Source organism: Pigmentiphaga sp., assembly GCF_019689535.1.
Taxonomy (GTDB): Bacteria; Pseudomonadota; Gammaproteobacteria; order Burkholderiales; family Burkholderiaceae_B; genus Pigmentiphaga.
The window spans coordinates 1-19001 of the sequence record NZ_JADGHH010000059.1 but is presented as its reverse complement, the minus strand read 5'-3'; the positions used below and the strand labels follow the sequence as shown (position 1 = coordinate 19001).

Annotated in this window: 16 protein-coding genes and 1 pseudogene; 10 read left to right on the top strand and 7 right to left on the bottom strand. The window is 65.6% G+C overall.

The genetic code is table 11. The annotated features are described in order from the left end of the window. From IRZ12_RS07265 to IRZ12_RS07245, 5 genes and pseudogenes are all read right to left on the bottom strand, one after another. Positions 1–280: pseudogene (locus tag IRZ12_RS07265) on the bottom strand (hypothetical protein); the annotation flags it as partial. Further along, positions 277–687 (bottom strand): phage holin family protein, encoded by a 411-nt coding sequence (locus IRZ12_RS07260; RefSeq protein WP_296466395.1) that lies wholly within the window; start codon positions 685–687, stop codon positions 277–279. The pseudogene IRZ12_RS07265 and the gene IRZ12_RS07260, both read right to left, overlap by 4 nt. A 9-nt stretch (positions 688–696) precedes the next feature. After that, positions 697–1008, bottom strand: a complete 312-nt coding sequence (locus tag IRZ12_RS07255; protein ID WP_296466392.1) for a YqjD family protein — start codon at positions 1006–1008, stop codon at positions 697–699. Positions 1009–1135: 127 nt separating this feature from the next. Further along, a complete protein-coding gene (dacB, locus tag IRZ12_RS07250) occupies positions 1136–2494 on the bottom strand; it encodes a D-alanyl-D-alanine carboxypeptidase/D-alanyl-D-alanine-endopeptidase (protein WP_296466399.1) in 1359 nt (452 codons plus the stop codon). Positions 2495–2686: 192 nt separating this feature from the next. Continuing rightward, positions 2687–4273, bottom strand: a complete 1587-nt coding sequence (locus IRZ12_RS07245; protein ID WP_296466389.1) for a methyl-accepting chemotaxis protein — start codon at positions 4271–4273, stop codon at positions 2687–2689. A gap of 227 nt (positions 4274–4500) precedes the next feature. On the opposite strand from IRZ12_RS07245, the gene fghA reads away from it, so the two are divergent. The 8 genes from fghA to IRZ12_RS07205 all read left to right on the top strand — a co-directional run bounded on the left by fghA (position 4501) and on the right by IRZ12_RS07205 (position 14662). Continuing rightward, entirely contained in the window at positions 4501–5346 is an 846-nt protein-coding gene (gene fghA, locus IRZ12_RS07240) for an S-formylglutathione hydrolase (RefSeq protein WP_296466386.1), read from the top strand. Positions 5347–5355: 9 nt separating this feature from the next. Then, entirely contained in the window at positions 5356–7122 is a 1767-nt protein-coding gene (gene ggt, locus IRZ12_RS07235; protein ID WP_296466383.1) for a gamma-glutamyltransferase, read from the top strand. A 154-nt stretch (positions 7123–7276) separates the two neighbouring features. After that, a complete protein-coding gene (locus IRZ12_RS07230; protein ID WP_296466380.1) occupies positions 7277–8872 on the top strand; it encodes a glucan biosynthesis protein G in 1596 nt (531 codons plus the stop codon). Between the two features lie 4 nt (positions 8873–8876). Further along, the gene (gene mdoH, locus IRZ12_RS07225; protein ID WP_296466377.1) at positions 8877–11180 is read left to right on the top strand and encodes a glucans biosynthesis glucosyltransferase MdoH; all 2304 of its coding nucleotides are present in this window, start codon (positions 8877–8879) and stop codon (positions 11178–11180) included. 85 nt (positions 11181–11265) lie between these two features. Next, positions 11266–12213, top strand: coding sequence for a LysR substrate-binding domain-containing protein (locus IRZ12_RS07220; RefSeq protein WP_296466374.1), 948 nt, complete (start codon positions 11266–11268; stop codon positions 12211–12213). Between the two features lie 124 nt (positions 12214–12337). Further along, positions 12338–13072, top strand: a complete 735-nt coding sequence (gene pcaH / locus IRZ12_RS07215; RefSeq protein ID WP_296466371.1) for a protocatechuate 3,4-dioxygenase subunit beta — start codon at positions 12338–12340, stop codon at positions 13070–13072. Between the two features lie 14 nt (positions 13073–13086). Beyond that, a complete protein-coding gene (pcaG, locus tag IRZ12_RS07210; protein WP_296466369.1) occupies positions 13087–13728 on the top strand; it encodes a protocatechuate 3,4-dioxygenase subunit alpha in 642 nt (213 codons plus the stop codon). 178 nt (positions 13729–13906) lie between these two features. Next, positions 13907–14662: an SDR family oxidoreductase gene (locus IRZ12_RS07205; protein WP_296466367.1), complete on the top strand. Its 756-nt coding sequence runs from the start codon at positions 13907–13909 to the stop codon at positions 14660–14662. 58 nt (positions 14663–14720) lie between these two features. On the opposite strand, the gene IRZ12_RS07200 is transcribed toward IRZ12_RS07205, so the two are convergent. Both IRZ12_RS07200 and IRZ12_RS07195 read right to left on the bottom strand, forming a co-directional pair. Then, positions 14721–15437, bottom strand: coding sequence for an alpha/beta hydrolase (locus tag IRZ12_RS07200; RefSeq protein WP_296466364.1), 717 nt, complete (start codon positions 15435–15437; stop codon positions 14721–14723). Position 15438: 1 nt separating this feature from the next. Beyond that, on the bottom strand, positions 15439–16425 hold the full coding sequence (locus tag IRZ12_RS07195) for a tripartite tricarboxylate transporter substrate binding protein (protein WP_296466362.1): 987 nt from the start codon (positions 16423–16425) through the stop codon (positions 15439–15441). 495 nt (positions 16426–16920) lie between these two features. On the opposite strand from IRZ12_RS07195, the gene groES reads away from it, so the two are divergent. Both groES and groL read left to right on the top strand, forming a co-directional pair. After that, positions 16921–17208, top strand: a complete 288-nt coding sequence (gene groES / locus IRZ12_RS07190; protein ID WP_296466359.1) for a co-chaperone GroES — start codon at positions 16921–16923, stop codon at positions 17206–17208. Between the two features lie 61 nt (positions 17209–17269). Further along, positions 17270–18916, top strand: a complete 1647-nt coding sequence (gene groL, locus IRZ12_RS07185; RefSeq protein WP_296466356.1) for a chaperonin GroEL — start codon at positions 17270–17272, stop codon at positions 18914–18916. Positions 18917–19001: the final 85 nt, after the last annotated feature.

Genomic DNA, 19001 nt, shown 5'->3' with positions numbered 1-19001 from the left:
GCTTGAGCACCCGGAAGATGCCCCGCGGCCGGACCCGGGCGAGCAGCATGGGCGCTGCCGAAGACACGATGGGGTAACGCCGGAGGAGGCGCCAGACCTGCATGGCGGTGTCGACCCCGCCTTTGCCTGGCGAACCCGGCCACACCGACTTGACCACGTTGCCTGGCTTGATGGCTTCGCGCAGCTGGTGCAGCTGGGCGGCCAGCTCCATGCGCTCGATGGAGGAACGGGCCAGCAACAGCTCCTTGCGAGCCTGCATGTCCGAAGCGCGCCGCTTCATGAACCTTCTCCGCGCCGGCTCTCGGCATCCGCGACGGAGGCCAGCATGTCGCGATCGCGCTGGAGTTCCGCCAGCGTATCTTCAAAGGCGATGGGCGAATGGGATGCCTGCCTTCGCACCATGAACAGCATGACGAGCCCGACCAACAGGTAGGCCGCCCCGACGAGCGCAATGGCGAGGTGCCGGTACTCGGTATCCCAGAACACTGCAACGATCAGGAACGAAAACATCAACAGTCCGAGCGCCAGGCACAGCAGCGCCGCGAGCGCCACCAACAGCATGCCCATGAGGCGCGACTTTTCCTCGGCCAGCTCGATGGCAACGAGCTCGAGCCGCGTGCGCAGGATGCCGACGGAAGTCGCGGCCAGCGCCCGCAGCGAGCTCAAGAGGTGCGGAGACTTCGACACCGCGGTGCGTCAGCGGCGGCTGTTGACCAGCAGGCCAGCCAGGAAGCCGACCGCGGCGGCGATGCCGATGGCACGCCAAGGGTTGTCGTGCACGAAATCGTCCGTGGCGCGGGCGGCGGCCTTGCTACGCTCCAACATGGAATCCTGGACGTCGAGCAATTTCTCGCGGGCGCGCTTGAGCGAGGTCAGGGCCCGCTCGCGCAGCTCTACCGCGCGATCGCCCGTGCTGGAAGCGGCTTGCTTGAGCAGGTCTTCCGCATCATTCAACACGACTTTCACGTCCGAGATGAGTTTTTCCTTGCCTGCAGTGCTGGTGTTCATCGCTTGCGCTCCCAAATTGTTTTTCGATTGGACGACCCGATGATAGCAGTCGCTCCCGTCTCCCGGAACCCTGGACCCGCCAGGGCAGCATCGGGTAACACCTGCAACCCGGCACTTGCAACCCGCATCACTGGGCGGCCAGCCAAGCGATCAACTTGTCGTGGAAACCGTTGGCTTGCTGCGCCCCTTCGTCGTTGACGAGGCTGACTACCGTATAGCGTCGGCCGCTCGCGGCCAGTACGTAGCCGGCCATGGCGCGCACGTCGCGCAGCGACCCGCTCTTGAGGTGCGCCATGCCCGCCGCCGGGGACTCCCGCAGGCGACGTCGCACGGTGCCATCGACACCGGGGATGGCAAGCGAAGACACGAATTCCGGCATGAAAGGGGAACGCCACGCCGCGGCCAACAGGCGCGCGAGGCTCTGGGCCGAAATTCTTGCGTCGCGCGACAGCCCGGACCCGTTGTCCACGACCAGCTCGGGAAACTGTAGCCCCCTGGCGGCGAGGATCCTGCCCACCGCTCGTTCGCCACTGGCCACGGTCGCTGGACCCGGCTCGAAATTGGCGCCCAGCGCCAAGAGCAGCAGGCGTGCCATGACATTATTGCTGGACTTGTTGATGACCCGCACGACTTCCGCCAGCGATGGCGATTCGTGGGTAACGAAGAGGACCGCATCGCCTGGTACGACTCCGGGCCGTACCCGACCTTGGACTGTGCCTCCCATTTCCTCCCATAGGCGGCGGAAGGCGCCCTCTGCATGCTGGGGCTGCGGCAAGGCCAGGCGATAAACGCTGAATTCGCCGCAGCTGCCAGATACCGTTCCGGCCAGGCGGAGCGAAACGCCGGTCGACGTCAGGAAAGGCTCCGTGCGCACCGACGGCGCCCCCGGACAGGGAGCATCAGACCATTTCAGCTCGCCCTCGACGACCACGCCGGGCAGCGGCGGATCCATCGTGACGCGCCATCTCCGCAGGCGGGAGTCAGGAATGAACAACAGGCGCACTGCGCCAAAGCCGACCACCCAAGCGTCGGGGCTCGCGTTATAGGCACGGGACGAGTCGCCGTCGAAGGCGCCGGGATCGATGGCGACCGAACCGAATATCGAGCGGTCCACCACCAGCTCGGGGATGCTGCGCACGCCGCGCAGGCGCAGCTCCCGCAACAGGCGCCAAAGATCTTCCAGCTTGAAAAGCGGATCACCGCTGGCCCGCAGATAAAGCGGGCCCGAGAGTTCGCCGTCGGCCGAGACGGTCGTGCCGGGATGCACCAGGAGCTGGGTGCGCCAGACGTAAGCCGGCCCCAGGCTGTCGAGCGCGGCGAAGGTCGTCACCAGCTTCATGACCGAAGCGGGGTTGCGCGGCTGCTCGGGATTGACGGCCACCACCCGCGTGCCGTCCACCCGTTCCACGACGACCGAAAGCGCGCTGTCGGGCAAGCCCGTGGCCTTCCAGGCCGCGGCCAGTTCCGCAGGCAAGCCCTGGGCCATGGCGCTGCACGAGGCCGCGACAGATAGCACCGCCCCGAGGGCGATCCGGATGCCTTTCTTCCACCCGGTTCCGGTGATGCCGGTGGGCCGATCTGCCCCGTGACCAGCCAGCATGCGACCATGCAGCAAAGCCAACTCCTCCGCTTGCCTGAACAAGCCCCTAAGCATACCGGTTCCGGCGTGCGCCGGGCGTCAATGGTAGAGCGAGTTCTCGTAGCGGACCAACAGTTGGCGCATGTGGTTGACGGTGCCCTTGAGCGCCTCGGTCGCTTGGGCCAGCGAGGCGACCGAGACGGTCGTGCGTTCGACCTCCTGGGCGATGCCCTCCATGCTCTCGGCCACTTCCTTCGACGCGGAGGATTGCTGCTGCAGCATGCCGGAAATGTCGCGCGCGCGCTCGACGACCATCATGGATGAGCGGCGCACGCGCTCGAAGAACCCGGCGCTTTCGCGGATTTGCTCGCCACTGTACTGCACGGAGGCCACCGCTTCCTGCATGGACAACGAAGTTTCGGTGGCGAACCGCGTGATGGCTTCGAGCGCGTGGCCGATGTCGTCCGTACTGCCGGCCGTGCGGTCGGACAACGTCCGCACCTCTTCCGCCACCACGCCGAAGCCGCGGCCGTTTTCACCGGCGCGGGCAGCCTCGATGGCCGCGTTGAGCGACAAGAGCCGGGTCTGGTTGGCGATTTCGCTGATGGCCTGCGTGACGCCGGAGATCGTGGAAACGAGGTCATGCAGCGAGCCGATCTGTTCGTTGGTGCGCCCCACTGCTTCGGCCACTGAATGGGTGCCGCGCACCGAATCGCTGATCTTGGCCTCGGCGGTGTCGACCTCCTGCAGCGCCGATTCCGACAGCGAAAGCGCGGTGCCAGTGTGCTGGGACGCCTCGCGTATGGCCACGCTCATCTGCTCGACCGCAGCGGCAATGCGGGTGAGGCGGTCGCGCTGCTCTTCGACCACCTTGCGGATCGCGTCGATCTCGCCGTCGACCCGGTCGGCGTTGGAATCGACCGCCCGCGCGACCTGGAGCACGTCGCACAACGTCGAGCGCAGGTGAATGCGCGTAGACTCCACGCGCATCGGCAGGCCGCCGAGATCGAACTGGTGTCGCCCTTCGACCCGCTGCGACAACATGCCTTGCCCGATCGCGGCCAGCGTCTCGTCGACCCGACGCAGCGGCTCGGACACGCGCAACCGCCAAACTGCCGCGGCAGCGGCCACGACGACGGCCTGGCCGAGCAGCCAGCCCCAATGCGGCGCCAGCCAGCCTCCCAACGCGGCGCCAAGCGAAAGCGCCGCCGCGCCGGCACCCCAGGGGGTAGGATGGTGCCACCACCGGGGGCGGGGCGTGGCCGGAAACTTGGCCCGGCCCGCCGCGATGTCTGCGTACAGCGCCTGGGCGGCCGCCACTTCCTCGCGGTCGGGCGCGTTGCGGACCGACATGTAGCCGACGTGCTTGCCGTTCTCATGCAGCGGGGTGACGTACGCTTCCACCCAGTAGAACGCGCCGTCCTTGCAGCGGTTCTTCACCAAGCCGCGCCATGGCTGGCCCCGCTTGACGGTAGCCCAAAGGTCGGCAAAGGCCTCGGGCGGCATGTCGGGATGCCGTACGATGTTGTGCGGCTGGCCGATGAGTTCCTCGCGCGAGAAGCCGCTGACTTCGATGAACGCGGGGTTGGCATAGGTGATGCGCCCTTTCAGGTCGGTGGTCGTCACCACCGGGCGGCTTTTCTCCACAAACCGCTCGACTGAAGTAACGGGCAAGTTCTTGCGCATGATTCTCTGGATCGACAACGACTCTTGAGCGGTTGACGGCAAGAACTCGGGATAACTTTAGGGTTATTTGCGGCGCGCACACGCATCCATGCGCGCATCCCGGTGGGTAGCGGCTCGCTTGTCCCAGTCCGCCAGTTCCTGTTAGCCTGCCGGGCCGGGATGCGCAAGCACCCTGCGCACGCCACGCTTTGCCGCCCCGCCCGGCCGGGGCGAAAAAAGGACTCCCCATGCTCGAACTGATCAGCCAGCACCAATGCTTCGGCGGGCAACAACGCTTCTACCGCCACGCGTCCACGGTCATCGGCCTGCCGATGCGCTTCTCTGTGTTCCTGCCCACGCATGCGGATCCCGGCCCGGTGCCGGTGCTGTTTTACCTGGCGGGACTGACCTGCACCGAAGAAACCTTCATGATCAAGGCCGGCGCGCAGCGCTTCGCGCAACGGCACGGGATCATGCTGGTCGCGCCGGATACCAGCCCGCGCGGCGCGGGCATCGATGGCGAAGCCGATAGCTGGGACTTCGGGGTAGGCGCCGGTTTCTATCTGGACGCCACCCAGGCTCCGTGGAACCGCCACTACAAGATGTACAGCTACATCGTCGACGAACTCTTCGGCCTGGTGACTTCCCAGCTGCCCGGCGACCCCGGACGCGCCGGCATCTTCGGACACTCCATGGGTGGCCATGGCGCGCTCGTGCTCGCCCTGCGCAACCCCGGCAAATTCCGGTCGGTCTCTGCCTTCGCCCCCATTGCTCATCCGATGGACTGCCCCTGGGGGCACAAGGCTTTCGGGAATTACTTGGGGGAGGACCGCGAAACGTGGAAGCAATATGACGCCACGGAGCTGATGCGCGCATCGCGGCAGCCGTTTCCTCATGGCATCCTGATCGACCAGGGGCTGGCCGACCAATTCCTGGACACCCAGCTGCGGCCCGAGGCCTTCGAGGCGGCGTGTCGCGACGCCGGGCAGCCACTGGAGCTGCGCCGGCATCCCGGTTATGACCACGGCTACTACTTCATCTCCACCTTCATCGAAGATCACCTTGGGTTCCACGCGAAGGCACTCGGCGCCTGAGCCCGGCCAATGAGACGCTTTCGTAAGTTCCCGTTACTCGGGCTGGCGTGCGCGCTGATGGCCGGCGCGCACGCAGTCGCCCAAGACATCGATTTCGATGTAGACCCGGAGCCGCAGACCGCCTACCAAGCCAAGCAGGCGGTAATGGGCCGCCGGTTCATGGCAGCCACCGCGCACCCGCTGGCCACCCAGTCGGCCCTGCGCGTGCTCGAGCGCGGAGGCAGCGCAATCGATGCAGCCATTGCGGCGCAAATGATGCTGGGCTTGGTCGAACCGCAATCGTCTGGCCTCGGCGGCGGAGCATTCCTCCTCTATTACGATGCGGCGCGCGATGCGGTGACCTTCTTCGACGGCCGGGAAACGGCCCCCGCTGCCGTCGGCGAGACCCTGTTCATGCGCGGCGCCGCACCCATGCCTTTCCTCGAAGCCGTGGACAGCGGCAGATCGGTTGGCGTGCCTGGCCTGCTGCGGGCCTTGGAGATGGCACACGCTCGCCACGGCAAACTGCCCTGGCCCAGCCTGTTCGACGACGCCATCGACCAGGCCCGCCGCGGATTTCCCGTATCGGCCCGCCTGGCGGCCATGCTGCGCGGCAACCAGCGGCTGGCCGCCCAGCCGGCGGCACGCGAATACTTTTTCCGCGCGGACGGATCACCCAGGCAGGAAGGGGAGATCCTGAGGAACCCCGACCTCGCGCGGACCCTCGAGCGCATAGCCCGCGATGGCGCGAACGCGTTCTACCAGGGACAGCTGGCCCAAGCCATGGTGCGCGCGGTCCGCAGCCACCCCACCCCGGGAGCGCTCTCCACCGAAGACCTGGCCCGGTATACGGCCAAGGAGCGCGAGGCCCTGTGCCGCCCCTACCGCGTTTACTTGGTCTGCAGCGCGCCTCCGCCGAGTTCCGGGGGACTGGCCGTGCTGCAAATGCTGGCGCTGCTCGAGCACACGCCCATCGAGAAGGCGGAACCCACATCGGTTGCCGCCGTCCATTTCTTTTCCGAAGCCGGCCGGCTGGCCTATGCCGACCGTGACCGTTACCTCGCCGACCCTGACTTCGTGGACGTCCCGGTGCAGGCCTTGCTGGACCCTGCCTATTTGTCCCGCCGGGCGGCGCTGATCTCCCCCGAACGATCCATGGGGCGCGCGCGCCCGGGCGAACCCCTGCCCGGGGCATCCTCTCGCCATGGACAGGACGACACCCCGGCGCTGCCCTCCACCACGCACGTCTCCATCGTCGACGCGGCCGGCAACGCGGTCGCGATGACTTCGACCATCGAACAGGCGTTTGGCAGCAAAATCTTCGTGGAAGGATTCCTGCTCAACAACGAGTTGACGGACTTTGCGTTGTCCCCGGTGGATGCACGCGGCATACCCGTCGCCAACCGGCCGGAAGGAGGCAAGCGCCCGCGCAGCACCATGGCTCCTACCATCGTGCTGCGGGCCTACGGCGCCGGCCCGCGGCTGCGCATGGTGGTAGGATCCCCTGGCGGCGGCGCGATCGCCAATTATGTCGCCCAAACCTTGATCGCCAGTCTCGTGTGGGGGCTGGACGTGCAGTCCGCCATCGACCTCCCCCGCTACGGAGGCCGCAACCGGACCACCGGGCTCGAACGCGGCACGCAGCTCGAGGCGCTGGTTCCAGCGTTGCAGGCCATGGGACACGCGGTCGCCATGCGCCCGTTTCCGAGCGGCCTGCATGGCATCGAAGTACTGAGCAACGGGCTCCTGCGGGCCGGCGCCGACCCGCGGCGCGAGGGTAGTGCAAACGGACGATAGGGGAACCAATTGGGGGTTTCGACGTCCATATGGCCCCATAAAAGATCGCTACATCCGGTATTACATGCTTGCGGAAGAAAGCCCCTGCAAACAGGCATACCTTCTAAAATCCTCTTGTCTCAGCATATCTCGCCACCCCGGACGACCCAGATCCGTGACTGAACTTTTCACTCCGTTTTTCGCAGGAACGCGCCTGCGGGCATGCCTCTCCCTACCGGCCCTGGTCCTTGCGGCTGGGTTCCTTGCCGCCCATTCCGCCTGGGCGTTCGACTTCTCGGACGTCGCCCGGCGCGCCAAAGCGCTCGCGGAGGAAAAATACAAGGCTCCCACCAGCCAACTGCCACGGGAGCTGCGCGAGCTCAAGTTCGCGGAGTACAAGCAAATCCAGCCCAAGCGCGAGAAATTCCTGTGGGCCGAAGGCCGCACCCCCTTCCAGATCGCCTTCCACCATCAAGGCATGGCCTTCGATCTGCCGGTCAAGATCCACGAGGTGGACCTGGAAGGGGTGCGCGAAATCAAGTATGACCCGCGAGACTTCGACTTCGGCCCGCGCAGCCCCGATCCCAAACAACTGGAAGGCCTGGGATTCGCGGGGTTCCGGATCCTCTATCCGATCAACAACCCATCCAAGCGGGATGACGAAATCGCCTCATTCCTTGGCGCCAGTTATTTCCGCATGGTTGGCAAGGACCAAGTCTACGGCGTCTCGGCGCGCGGTCTCGCGATCGATACCGCGGTTCCGTCAGGCGAGGAGTTTCCCCGCTTCCGCGAATTCTGGATTGCCCGACCGGCCAACAGCGACAAACACCTCGTTGTCTACGCACTGCTGGACTCGCCACGCGCCACTGGCGCTTACCGGTTCACCATCATCCCGGGCGAAGACACCACGGTCGAGGTCCGGTCGCGCATCTACCTGCGCGCGCCAGTAACCAAGCTCGGCATCGCGCCCATGACCAGCATGTATTTGTACGGGTCGGCCCAACCGTCCGGAACCCAAAACTTCCGGCCGGAGCTGCATGACTCGGACGGCCTGGCCTTCCACGCCGGCAACGGGGAATGGCTGTGGCGCCCCCTGAACAATCCACGCCGGCTGGCCAACAGTTCGTTCCTGGTCGAAAACCCGCGGGGCTTCGGGCTGCAGCAGCGCGGACGGGACTTCCGCCAATATGAAGACCTGGACGAGCGCTATGACCTGAGGCCCACGCTCTGGGTCGAGCCGCGCGGCGACTGGGGCAAGGGCCGCATCGAGCTGGTCGAGATCCCGACCTCGGACGAGACCAATGACAACATCGTGGCCTTCTGGGTACCGGAAGAACAGCCCAAGCCCGGTTCCGCGCTGGATTTCAACTACACGCTGCGCTGGACGCGCAACGAAGCCGGCTTGTACGATCCCAAACTGGCGCGCGTGCTACAGACGCGGCGCTCGGCAGGCGAGGTCAAGGGCGCTGACTTGATCCGGCGCCCCGATGGCAGCACGGCCTTCGTCATCGACTTTTCCGATCCGGCCCCCGCCAAGCCCAATGATCCGCCCCTGCCGGTATCGCTCAACTTTTCCACCGGCGGCAACGCCGACGTGATCGAGAACAGCCTGCGCCGCAACCCCGTCACCGGCGGCTGGCGCGTCACCGTGCGCCTCAAGGTCAAGGACACGACCAAGCCGGTCGAAATGCGGGCCCATCTGGTCCACGGCCAGACGCCCGTCTCCGAAACCTGGAGCTATCAGTTGCCTGGCTATGAGAAAACCGAGTGACGCCATGGCAACAGCGATAAACCCAGCCCCTGGGCAAGACAGCGACGCGGCGGCACTCGAACAAGCCTTGATCGAGGCCTACGGCCCGGAGATCCAGGAGTACGGCGTCATCGGCCGCGACGATGCGGGCCGCCTATGCGTCAAGACGGCGCCACCCATCCGGCGGACCTCCATGGTCCCCGAGCCGTGGGTCACCAACCCGCTGGTGCGCGGGTGGCGCAAGATGCGCGGCAGGCTGCACCAGCGGCGCGCCGAGCGGCTCGCCCGTCCGCCCGAGCCGCGCTGGAAAACCGCGGGACGGCTGCGTCGCTCGATCCTGCTGGTGGGTGTGCTCAGCCAGACGGCCATCGCTACCTGGTACATGAAGGCCGTGCTGCCCTACCAGGGCGGACAAGCGCTGGAAGTCGCCATCCTGCTGCTGTTCGCACTGCTGTTCTGCTGGGTATCGGCTGGCTTCTGGACGGCGCTGATGGGCTTCCTGCAGTTGCTGATCGGCCGGGACCGCTACAGCATCTCCGCCACCGTGGCCGAGGGCGTGCCCATTTCTCCCAACACGCGCACCGCCATCGTCATGCCCATCTGCAACGAAGACGTGGGCCGGGTGTTTGCCGGATTGCGGGCAACCTATGAATCGGTCGAGCGCACCGGCGATCTCGACAAATTCGATTTCTTCATCCTCAGCGACAGCTACAAGCCCGACCATTGCGTGCAAGAACAGCGCGCCTGGGTGGAGCTGTGCAAAGCCGTCAAAGGCTTCGGCCGCATCCACTACAGGCGCCGCCGCCGGCGGGTCAAGCGCAAGAGCGGCAACATCGACGACTTCTGCCGCCGCTGGGGCAGCCAGTACGACTACATGGTGGTGCTCGACGCCGACAGCGTCATGAGCGGCGAATGCCTCAAGCGGCTCGTCGTGCTGATGGACACCAACCCTGAAGCCGGCATCATCCAAACCGCGCCGCGCGCCTCCGGCATGGACAGCCTCTATGCGCGCGTGCAGCAGTTCGCAACCCGCGTATACGGCCCCCTGTTCACGGCCGGCCTGCACTTCTGGCAGCTGGGCGAATCTCACTACTGGGGCCACAACGCCATCATCCGGCTGGCCCCCTTCATCCAGCATTGCGCGCTCGCTCCCCTGCCCGGCAAGGGCAGCTTCGCCGGCGCCATCCTCTCCCACGACTTCGTCGAAGCCGCGCTCATGCGGCGCGCCGGCTGGGGCGTCTGGATCGCCTACGACCTGCCGGGCAGCTACGAAGAACTGCCGCCCAATTTATTGGACGAGCTGCAGCGGGACCAGCGTTGGTGCCAGGGCAACCTGATGAATTTCCGGCTCTTCTTCATCCACGGCCTGCACCCCGTGCACCGCGCAGTATTCCTGACCGGCGTCATGTCGTATCTGTCGGCACCGCTATGGTTCCTGTTCCTCGCCCTGTCCACGGCGTTGCTGGCCGTGCACACGCTCACCGAGCCGCAATACTTCGTCGCGCCGCATCAGCTATTCCCCATTTGGCCGCAGTGGCATCCCGAAGAGGCCATCGCCCTGTTCTCGACCACGGCCCTGCTGCTCTTCCTGCCCAAGATACTGAGCGTCCTGCTCGCCTGGGTAAAAGGCGCGCAGGGTTACCGGGGCGGCGGCAAGCTGCTGAAGTCCATGCTGCTCGAAGTGCTGTTTTCCATGCTGCTCGCGCCCATACGGATGCTCTTCCACACGCGTTTCGTCGTGGCAGCCTTCCTGGGATGGAAAGTGCAATGGAAATCGCCCGCCCGCGCCAACAACGAAACGCCGTGGGGCGAAGCCGTCAAGCGCCACGGGCTGCAAACCCTGCTAGGCGTGTGCTGGGGCCTGCTGGTCGCCTGGTTGAACCCCAACTTCCTCTGGTGGATGCTGCCCATCCTGGCATCCTTGCTGCTCGCGATCCCGCTGTCCGTGCTTTCCAGCCGGGTCAGCCTGGGCCGGCGGGCCTTCGCCAACGGTTTGTTCTGTATTCCGGAAGAAACCGCGCCGCCACGCGAGCTGCTCGATACCGATCGCTATAACGAAGCCAACCAGGCGCGCCGCAGTCCCGGCTTCATGGAGGCGCTCACCGATCCCGCGGTGAACGCGCTGGCCCGCGCATGTGCGACCGCCCGCCACCGGGCGGGGCATCCCCTGATCGAGCACGCCCGGGCGCGCTTCACGAACGAGGTGCTCGAGACGGGCCTCTCGCACCTCACCGATGCGCAGCGCCTCCGGCTGCTCGACGACCCCGAGGTGCTCGGGCGCGTCCACCGGGCGCTGGCGCAGCCGGAGCTCGAAGTCCGGGCGGCTTGAAGCACCGGGTGCCACCTCGGGGCGGCGGGCCTGACATGCGCGCCGGGAAAGCCGTACCATCACGGCTTTCCCGACGTTCGTTCCCATGTCCCCGTCGCCGCTCAACCGCATCCGCCTGCAACACATCCGGTGCCTGCTCGCCACGGCGCAGCACGGCAACATGCGCGCCGCAGCGGAGTTCCTGTCCATTACGCAGCCGGCGGTAAGCAAGATCATCAAGGAACTGGAAGAGATCGTCGGCAAGCCGCTGGTGGTCCGCCAACGCCATGGCGTGGCGTTGACCGCGGCGGGAATGGCCTTCGTGCAGCATGCGCGCCAAGGCGTCATGGCGCTGGAAATGGCCTTGGGCGAGGCGCGCGATCCGGAAGGCGACTCGGTGAAACTGGGCGTACTGCCCTCCCTGGCGGTGGAGCTGCCACAGGAAATCTTGCAAAGTTGGCGTGCGCGCGGGCGCCACGGCCCCGTCCGGCTGGAAACCGGGCTCAACCCGGAACTATTGGGCCGCCTGCGGCAAGGGGAGCTCGACGTCGTGGTCGGGCGGCTGGCAGAACCGGACCATATGCTGGAACTACGTTTCGAGCCCCTGTGGAGCGAACCGCTGGTCGTGGCCATGCGCCCCCTACACCCCCTGGCCCGGGCCGACTGGCACGCATGGCAGGAGCTGTCTTACCCTGTCATCCTCCCTCTGCCTGGCACCAGCATTTACCAGGCCGCCGACAGTTTCCTCGCCCAGCTCCGTCCCGCCGCCAGCCATGAACGGCTGGAAACCCTCGCCATCCCCCTCGCCCGCAACCTTGCGCTGAACAGCGATGCGCTCTGGTTCGCATCGCTCAGCACCGTCAAACAAGAGGTCGAGCACGGCATCCTGGCCGCGCGCCGGGTGCCCGGGGCAGCCACCGAAGCCATCGGCCTCTTCACCCAGGCACAGCCCGCCGTCCACCGGCCGCTGGCGGGCGACATGGCCGCGGTGGTACGGGAAGTGGCGGCCCGCTGGCGCGCCGCGTGCGAACGACTGGAAGGAGCCTCTTCCTGAACGAGTAGCCTTGGCCGAAGATATTCCGTCAAGTTATACCTTGCCGGCGCATTCTTCACTTGTCCCCGCCAGCCGCGGTGACTACAGTTTCCGCTGCGAACATTCCCACCAACGGTAGAGAGACATGAGCAATCCCCTTCTGCCTTCCTCGACGACGGGCTTTTTCCTCCCGCGCGATCCCGAATCGCACCCGCCAGCCTACACCCCTGGCTACAAGACCAGCGTCCTGCGTTCGCCGCGCCGCGCGCTGATCTCAAACCCGCCCTCGGTATCCGAGATCACCTCGCCCGTGTTCCGGCCGGAAGAGCTCGGCCCCAAAGACAACGACTTGATCACTAATTTCGCCAAGGACGGCCTGCCCATCGGCGAGCGCATCATCGTCCACGGCTTCGTGCGCGACCAATTCGGCCGCCCGGTCAAGGGCGCGCTGATCGAAGTCTGGCAAGCCAACGCCAGCGGCCGCTACCGTCACAAGAACGACACCTACATCGGCACGCTCGACCCGAATTTCGGCGGCTGCGGACGCATGCTGACCGACGAGAACGGCTACTACTGGTTCCGCACCATCAAGCCGGGCCCCTATCCATGGCGCAACGGCCTCAACGATTGGAGGCCTTCGCACATTCATTTCTCCATCCTGGCCGACGGCTGGGCGCAGCGCTTGATCACGCAGCAGTACTTCGAAGGCGATCCGCTCATCCCGCACTGCCCCATTCTCAAGACCATCAAGAATGAAGAGCAAATCCGCGGCCTGATCGCGCTGCAGGACATCGGCAACTTCATTCCGCTCGACAGCCGCTGCTACCGCTTCGACATCACGCTGCGCGGCCGCTCCGCGACTTGGTTCGAGAACGTCTGAGGGAGAACAGGATCATGAGCACCCAGATCACCTTCTACCGCGAGACGGCCTCCCAGACGGGCGGCCCGTACGTGCACATCGGCCTCGCTCCCAAGCAGGCCGGCTTCGATATTTTCGAGAACAATTTCGGCAACGTCCTCGTCCAGCCCGAAACCAAGGGCGAACGCATCCGCCTCGAGGGCCAGGTGTTCGATGGCAGCGGCACCGTGCTGCGCGACGTGCTGATCGAAATCTGGCAAGCCAACGCCGCCGGCAAGTATGCCCACCCGGCCGACACGCAAGACAAGCCCATCGACCCGACCTTCCGCGGATGGGGCCGCACGGGCGCGGATTTCGAGACTGGCTTCTACAGCTTCGAGACCATCAAGCCCGGCCCGGTGCCCGGGCCCAAGCCCGGCACCATGCAGGCGCCCCACATCTGCCTCGTCCTGTTCGCCCGCGGCATCAACATCGGCCTGCACACGCGGGTCTACTTCGAAGACGAGAAAGAAGCCAATGCCAAGGATCCCATCATCAATGGGATCGAGTGGGAAGTACGGCGCAACACCCTGATTGCCAAGCGCGAAGAACGCGACGGCAAGGTGGTGTACCGCTTCGACATCCGCATCCAGGACACGCCCGACGGCGGCAAGGAAACGGTGTTCTTCGACGTCTGATGCGCGGGCTCGCGGCTGGGCCCGCCCGCAGCCGGCCCAGCCGTCCCCTCCCGGCCATCCCGCAGCGAGGCCAAAAGCGCCGCACCCACCGATGCGGCGCTTTTTTTGCGCACGTCCTTCTTCTTTCCAAGACCGTCGGCGATGACTACTATCTCGCCACCAACACCAGGGAGGAAAAATGGATCTGCAATTGCGGGAACGCACGGCCGTGGTCACGGGGGCCAGCCAAGGAATAGGTAAAGCCATTGCCATGGGCCTGGCCATGGAAGGCGTCCGCGTCGCGCTGGTCGCGCGCCGCCGCCCCCTCCTAGAGGCGCTTGCCCAGGACATCATGGCTGCCGGCGGCCCCGCTCCCCTGGTCGTCGAGGCCGACCTCTACCGGGAAGACTCGATCGAACTCATCGAGCAATCGGCGCGCGCGGCCTTCGGCCACATCGACATATTGGTCAACGCCGGCGGCGGCAGCCGACCCCTCGATTTCGATGCCGGGCCCGACAAATGGATGGAAGGCATGACGCTCAACTTCTTCCGCCTGAGGGAGTTGACCCATGCGATCATCCCCGGCATGCGCAGCCAGAAATGGGGGCGTGTGATCAACATCACCGGCACGTCCGAACCCAAGATCCTCAACGCTGCCTTCTCCGCCAAGGCCGCCGTCCACGTCTGGGCCAAAGGCCTATCGCGCCTGGTCGCCGCAGATAACGTCACCGTCAATTGCCTGCAGCCCGGCCGCATCCACAGCGAACAGATGAAGGCGCGTTATCCCACCGTGGAAAGCGAGCTCGAGTTCGCGCGCCAGGAGATCCCCGCCGGCCGTTTCGGCGAGGCCGAGGAACTCGCCAACTTGGCGGTTTTCCTTTGCTCGCCGCGAGCCTCCTACGTGACTGGCACCGTCATCCCGGTCGACGGCGGCATGTCGCGTTTCGCATTCTGACTGCCGCCCCGCTCAGCCGCCGCGCCGGTCGGTCATTCCCTGCGCGCGGCACCGCGCCTCACTGCAACGCCAACAGGATCTCCACCAGCGCATCCGGCGCCGTGACCATGGCATCGTGCCCGGTCGCCAGCTCGAGGTACTCCCAATCGCTGCGGGCGCGTGCCTGCTCCGCGCTGGAGGCGATCGGCTCGTAGGCGGGCGCGGTGCAGCGCACGTAGGACACCGGCAGCCCATTGCCCAGCGGGTGCGACAAACGCAGCGGGGAGGTATAGGCACCCAGCGGTTGAGGCGTAAGCCGGCGCTCCAACCAGGCTACGGCGGCTGGCTCAGTCACGCCGAAAGCTGGGGGCGGCGGCGGGGGCACCGCGAAATGCAGCCCGGCAGCACGGGCGCGCGCCAGCCGGGCTTCGCGCTCGGCCGGCGGCAAATCGTCCCACGCCGCCTTGCCGGGCTCGGGCAATCCGGCATCGAGCAAGACCAGCCGTCGCACGGCATCCCGCATGACATCGGCTACGCCGCAGGCGACGCGCCCGCCGAAGCTGTGCCCCACCAAATAGACCTCGCTGAGCTCTTCCGCCGCGATCACATTGGCGACGTCTTGCACGAAGGTCTCCAGCGTGATGCCTTCGTGCAGGAGATGCCGGCGTTCGCCCAGGCCCGTCAGGGTAGGCGTGAAAACCGCATGGCCGGCGCCCCTCAAGCGGTCGGCCACCCGGCGCCAGCACCACCCCCCGTGCCAGGCGCCGTGCACCAACACATAAGTGCGTCGCTCCATGCTATTCCAGCCGGATGCCGAGCCGCTTGATCGTGGGTCCCAGCGCGTCAGACAGCGCTTGCATTTCGGCTGCCATCTGGGCGGAAGACATCACGGTCGCTTCCATGCCGGCGCCAGCCAAGCGTTCCTTGACCTCGGCCGAGCCGACCACTTTCGCCAGCGCACCATCGAGACGGTCCACGATCGCCCGGGGCGTCTTGGCTGGTGCGAACAACAAGAAATGCACGCCGCCGTATAGGCCCTTCAAGCCCAGTTCGCCGGTGGCCGGCAGGTCGGGAAAGAGCGGGGAACGCTTGTCCTGCATCACGGCCAGCGCGCGCAATTGCCCATTCTTGATGAAACCCGCGACCGTCGCAGCCAGGAAGCTCGCGAAATCCACGCGCCCGGCAAGCAGGTCGGTCATGCCGGCGCCGCCCGCGCCTTTATAGGGCACGTAGACGAACCGGGCGCCGGTGCGCGCCATCACTTCCTCGATCGCCAAGTGTTGCTGCAGTCCGTAGCCTGCGATGCTGTAGTTCAAGGTATCGGGCTTGGCCTTGCCGGCCTCGACCAGCTCCGAAAAACTGTGGAACGGGCTCTTGGCCGGCACCACCGTGAGCGTGGGCGTGATGCCCACGCTGCCCACGGGCACCAGGTCGTTGAACGGGTGATAGCCCAGCTTCGGAAAGCTGTGCACGAACGTCGCGATGACCGTTCCGTTCATCAAGAGCGTACAACCGTCTGGCCGGGCGCGCGCCACTTCTTCGGTGCCGATGTTGCCGCTCGCGCCCGGCTTGTTCTCCACGACCATGGTCTTGCCCAGAGCCGTGCCGAGCCGCTCGGCGACCACCCTTGCAGCAAGGTCCGCGGACGCCCCGGGAGAATACGGAACGATGATTTTCAGGACCTGGCACTGCGCGGGGAAATCTTGTGCGGCGGCCGGGGCAGTCGCAGCAGCGCCAAGCAGCACGCATGCGCCCACGGCGGCACGAAATCGGAAAGCTTCCATGCTGTCTCCTTGTATCGATCTATTTGTCGTGCATGAATACGGAGCCTTGCCGGCAGCCGCGCGCCATTATTACGCCGCCGGGCCCGGGAATACAGGCCCGTTTCCAAATCTCTGTTATCCGATTTCTCGATAGGTGCGGCGGATTCCCGACCCCGCGCGGCGCGGGCATCGCATCGATGGCACCCCCGGGGCGCCGGCGAAAAAAGCCTGACGCGCTTTGCGCTCGGGTAAACCCCTAGCCTGCGCGAACGCCGCGCCAAAACGGTGGTCGCGCTCGACCGGATCGATCTCGTTACGCCCTTCAGCTTGAAAGACCCTAGACCCATCCCTATAATTAGCACTCGCTAGCCGAGAGTGCTAACAACGCCGTCCACGGCGCGGGGGCATTCCGGCGAGGCTGTCGCATCGTCCGCTCGCGCGGGACTTGGCCGGAATCCGGCGTTCCAGCCTCTTTTCAATAATCAGACGTCAACTTCGAGAATATCAGGAGTTTGTATGGCCCTCCGTCCCTTGCACGATCGCGTGATCGTCAAACGCCTGGACAACGAGCGCAAAACCGCTTCAGGCATCGTCATCCCCGACAGCGCTGCCGAGAAGCCTGACCAAGGCGAAGTGTTGGCCGTTGGCCCGGGCAAGAAGACCGAAGACGGCAAGGTTCTGCCGGTCGACGTCAAAGTCGGCGACAAGGTGCTGTTCGGCAAGTATGCCGGCCAAGCCGTGAAGGTCGACGGCGAAGAACTGCTCGTCATCCGTGAAGAAGAAATCCTGGCGGTGATCCAGTAAGCCTTGAGGCTCGCTGCAAGATCCCCTAGCGTTCAACCCATACTCCAAGGAATTTTCTTAAATGGCTGCCAAACAAGTCCAGTTCGGGGATGACGCCCGTGCCCGCGTCGTGCGCGGCGTAAACGTCCTCGCCAACGCCGTCAAGGTCACGCTCGGTCCCAAGGGCCGCAACGTCGTGCTCGAGCGCTCCTTCGGCGCCCCCACGGTCACCAAGGACGGCGTGTCCGTGGCCAAGGAAATCGAACTGAAGGACAAGTTCGAAAACCTCGGCGCCCAGCTCGTCAAGGAAGTCGCCTCCAAGACCAGCGACAACGCCGGTGACGGCACCACCACCGCCACCGTGCTGGCCCAGGCCATCGTCCACGAAGGCCAGAAATACGTCACCGCCGGCCTGAACCCGATGGACCTGAAGCGCGGCATCGACAAGGCCGTCGCCGCCGCCGTGGAAGAATTGAAGAAGCTGAGCAAGCCCTGCTCGTCGAGCAAGGAAATCGCCCAGGTCGGCTCCATCTCGGCCAACAGCGATAGCTCGATCGGCCAGATCATCGCCGACGCGATGGAAAAAGTGGGCAAGGAAGGCGTCATCACCGTCGAAGACGGCAAGTCGCTGGAAAACGAACTGGAAGTCGTGGAAGGCATGCAGTTCGACCGCGGCTACCTGTCGCCCTACTTCATCAACAACCCCGACAAGCAAGTCGCGGCGCTGGACAACCCCTACATCCTGATCCACGACAAGAAGATCAGCAACATCCGCGACCTGCTGCCGATCCTGGAGCAAGTCGCCAAGGCCAGCCGCCCGCTGCTGATCATCGCTGAAGACGTGGACGGCGAAGCCCTGGCCACCCTCGTGGTGAACAACATCCGCGGCATCCTGAAGACCACCGCCGTCAAGGCGCCCGGCTTCGGCGACCGTCGCAAGGCCATGCTCGAAGACATCGCCATCCTCACGGGCGGCACCGTCATCTCCGAAGAAACTGGCCTCTCGCTCGAAAAAGCCACCCTGCAAGAGCTGGGCCAAGCCAAGCGCGTCGAAGTGGCCAAGGAAAACACCACCATCATCGACGGCGCTGGCGACTCCAAGGCCATCGAAGCCCGCGTCAAGCAAATCCGCGTCCAAATCGAGGAAGCGACCTCGGATTACGACCGTGAGAAGCTGCAAGAGCGCGTGGCCAAGCTGGCCGGTGGCGTGGCGGTGATCAAGGTCGGTGCCGCCACCGAAGTCGAAATGAAAGAGAAGAAGGCCCGCGTGGAAGACGCCCTGCACGCTACCCGCGCTGCGGTGGAAGAAGGCATCGTCCCCGGCGGTGGCGTGGCCCTGCTCCGTGCCAAGCAAGCCATCAAGGACCTCAAGGGCGACAACCCCGATCAAGATGCCGGCATCAAGATCGTCCTGCGTGCCATTGAAGAACCGCTGCGCACCATCGTCTCCAACGCCGGCGAAGAGCCCAGCGTGATCGTCAACAACGTGCTGAACGGCAAGGGCAACTACGGCTACAACGCCGCCACCGGCGAGTACGGCGACATGGTCGAATGCGGCGTGCTGGATCCGACCAAGGTGACCCGCACGGCACTGCAAAACGCCGCCTCGGTTGCTTCGCTGCTGCTGACCACGGAAGCCACGGTGGTCGAGCTGGTCGAAGACAAACCTGCTGCTCCCGCCGGCGGCGGCATGGGCGGCATGGGTGGCATGGGCGGCATGGACTTCTAATCGGGTCCCGCAACCCTATCCCCTTCGGCCTCGGCCTGGAAACCGCGCGGCATACGCCGCGCGGTTTTTTTTATTGCCGAAACGC

What these genes read in the sequence shown, in the direction of transcription:
- IRZ12_RS07255 (WP_296466392.1), bottom strand. Translation starts at nt 1,008, where the DNA reads ATGAACACCAGCACTGCAGGCAAGGAAAAACTCATCTCGGACGTGAAA.
- dacB (WP_296466399.1), bottom strand. Translation starts at nt 2,494, where the DNA reads ATGGCCCAGGGCTTGCCTGCGGAACTGGCCGCGGCCTGGAAGGCCACG.
- IRZ12_RS07245 (WP_296466389.1), bottom strand. Translation starts at nt 4,273, where the DNA reads ATGCGCAAGAACTTGCCCGTTACTTCAGTCGAGCGGTTTGTGGAGAAA.
- fghA (WP_296466386.1), top strand. Translation starts at nt 4,501, where the DNA reads ATGCTCGAACTGATCAGCCAGCACCAATGCTTCGGCGGGCAACAACGC.
- ggt (WP_296466383.1), top strand. Translation starts at nt 5,356, where the DNA reads ATGAGACGCTTTCGTAAGTTCCCGTTACTCGGGCTGGCGTGCGCGCTG.
- mdoH (WP_296466377.1), top strand. Translation starts at nt 8,877, where the DNA reads ATGGCAACAGCGATAAACCCAGCCCCTGGGCAAGACAGCGACGCGGCG.
- IRZ12_RS07220 (WP_296466374.1), top strand. Translation starts at nt 11,266, where the DNA reads ATGTCCCCGTCGCCGCTCAACCGCATCCGCCTGCAACACATCCGGTGC.
- pcaH (WP_296466371.1), top strand. Translation starts at nt 12,338, where the DNA reads ATGAGCAATCCCCTTCTGCCTTCCTCGACGACGGGCTTTTTCCTCCCG.
- pcaG (WP_296466369.1), top strand. Translation starts at nt 13,087, where the DNA reads ATGAGCACCCAGATCACCTTCTACCGCGAGACGGCCTCCCAGACGGGC.
- IRZ12_RS07205 (WP_296466367.1), top strand. Translation starts at nt 13,907, where the DNA reads ATGGATCTGCAATTGCGGGAACGCACGGCCGTGGTCACGGGGGCCAGC.
- IRZ12_RS07200 (WP_296466364.1), bottom strand. Translation starts at nt 15,437, where the DNA reads ATGGAGCGACGCACTTATGTGTTGGTGCACGGCGCCTGGCACGGGGGG.
- IRZ12_RS07195 (WP_296466362.1), bottom strand. Translation starts at nt 16,425, where the DNA reads ATGGAAGCTTTCCGATTTCGTGCCGCCGTGGGCGCATGCGTGCTGCTT.
- groES (WP_296466359.1), top strand. Translation starts at nt 16,921, where the DNA reads ATGGCCCTCCGTCCCTTGCACGATCGCGTGATCGTCAAACGCCTGGAC.
- groL (WP_296466356.1), top strand. Translation starts at nt 17,270, where the DNA reads ATGGCTGCCAAACAAGTCCAGTTCGGGGATGACGCCCGTGCCCGCGTC.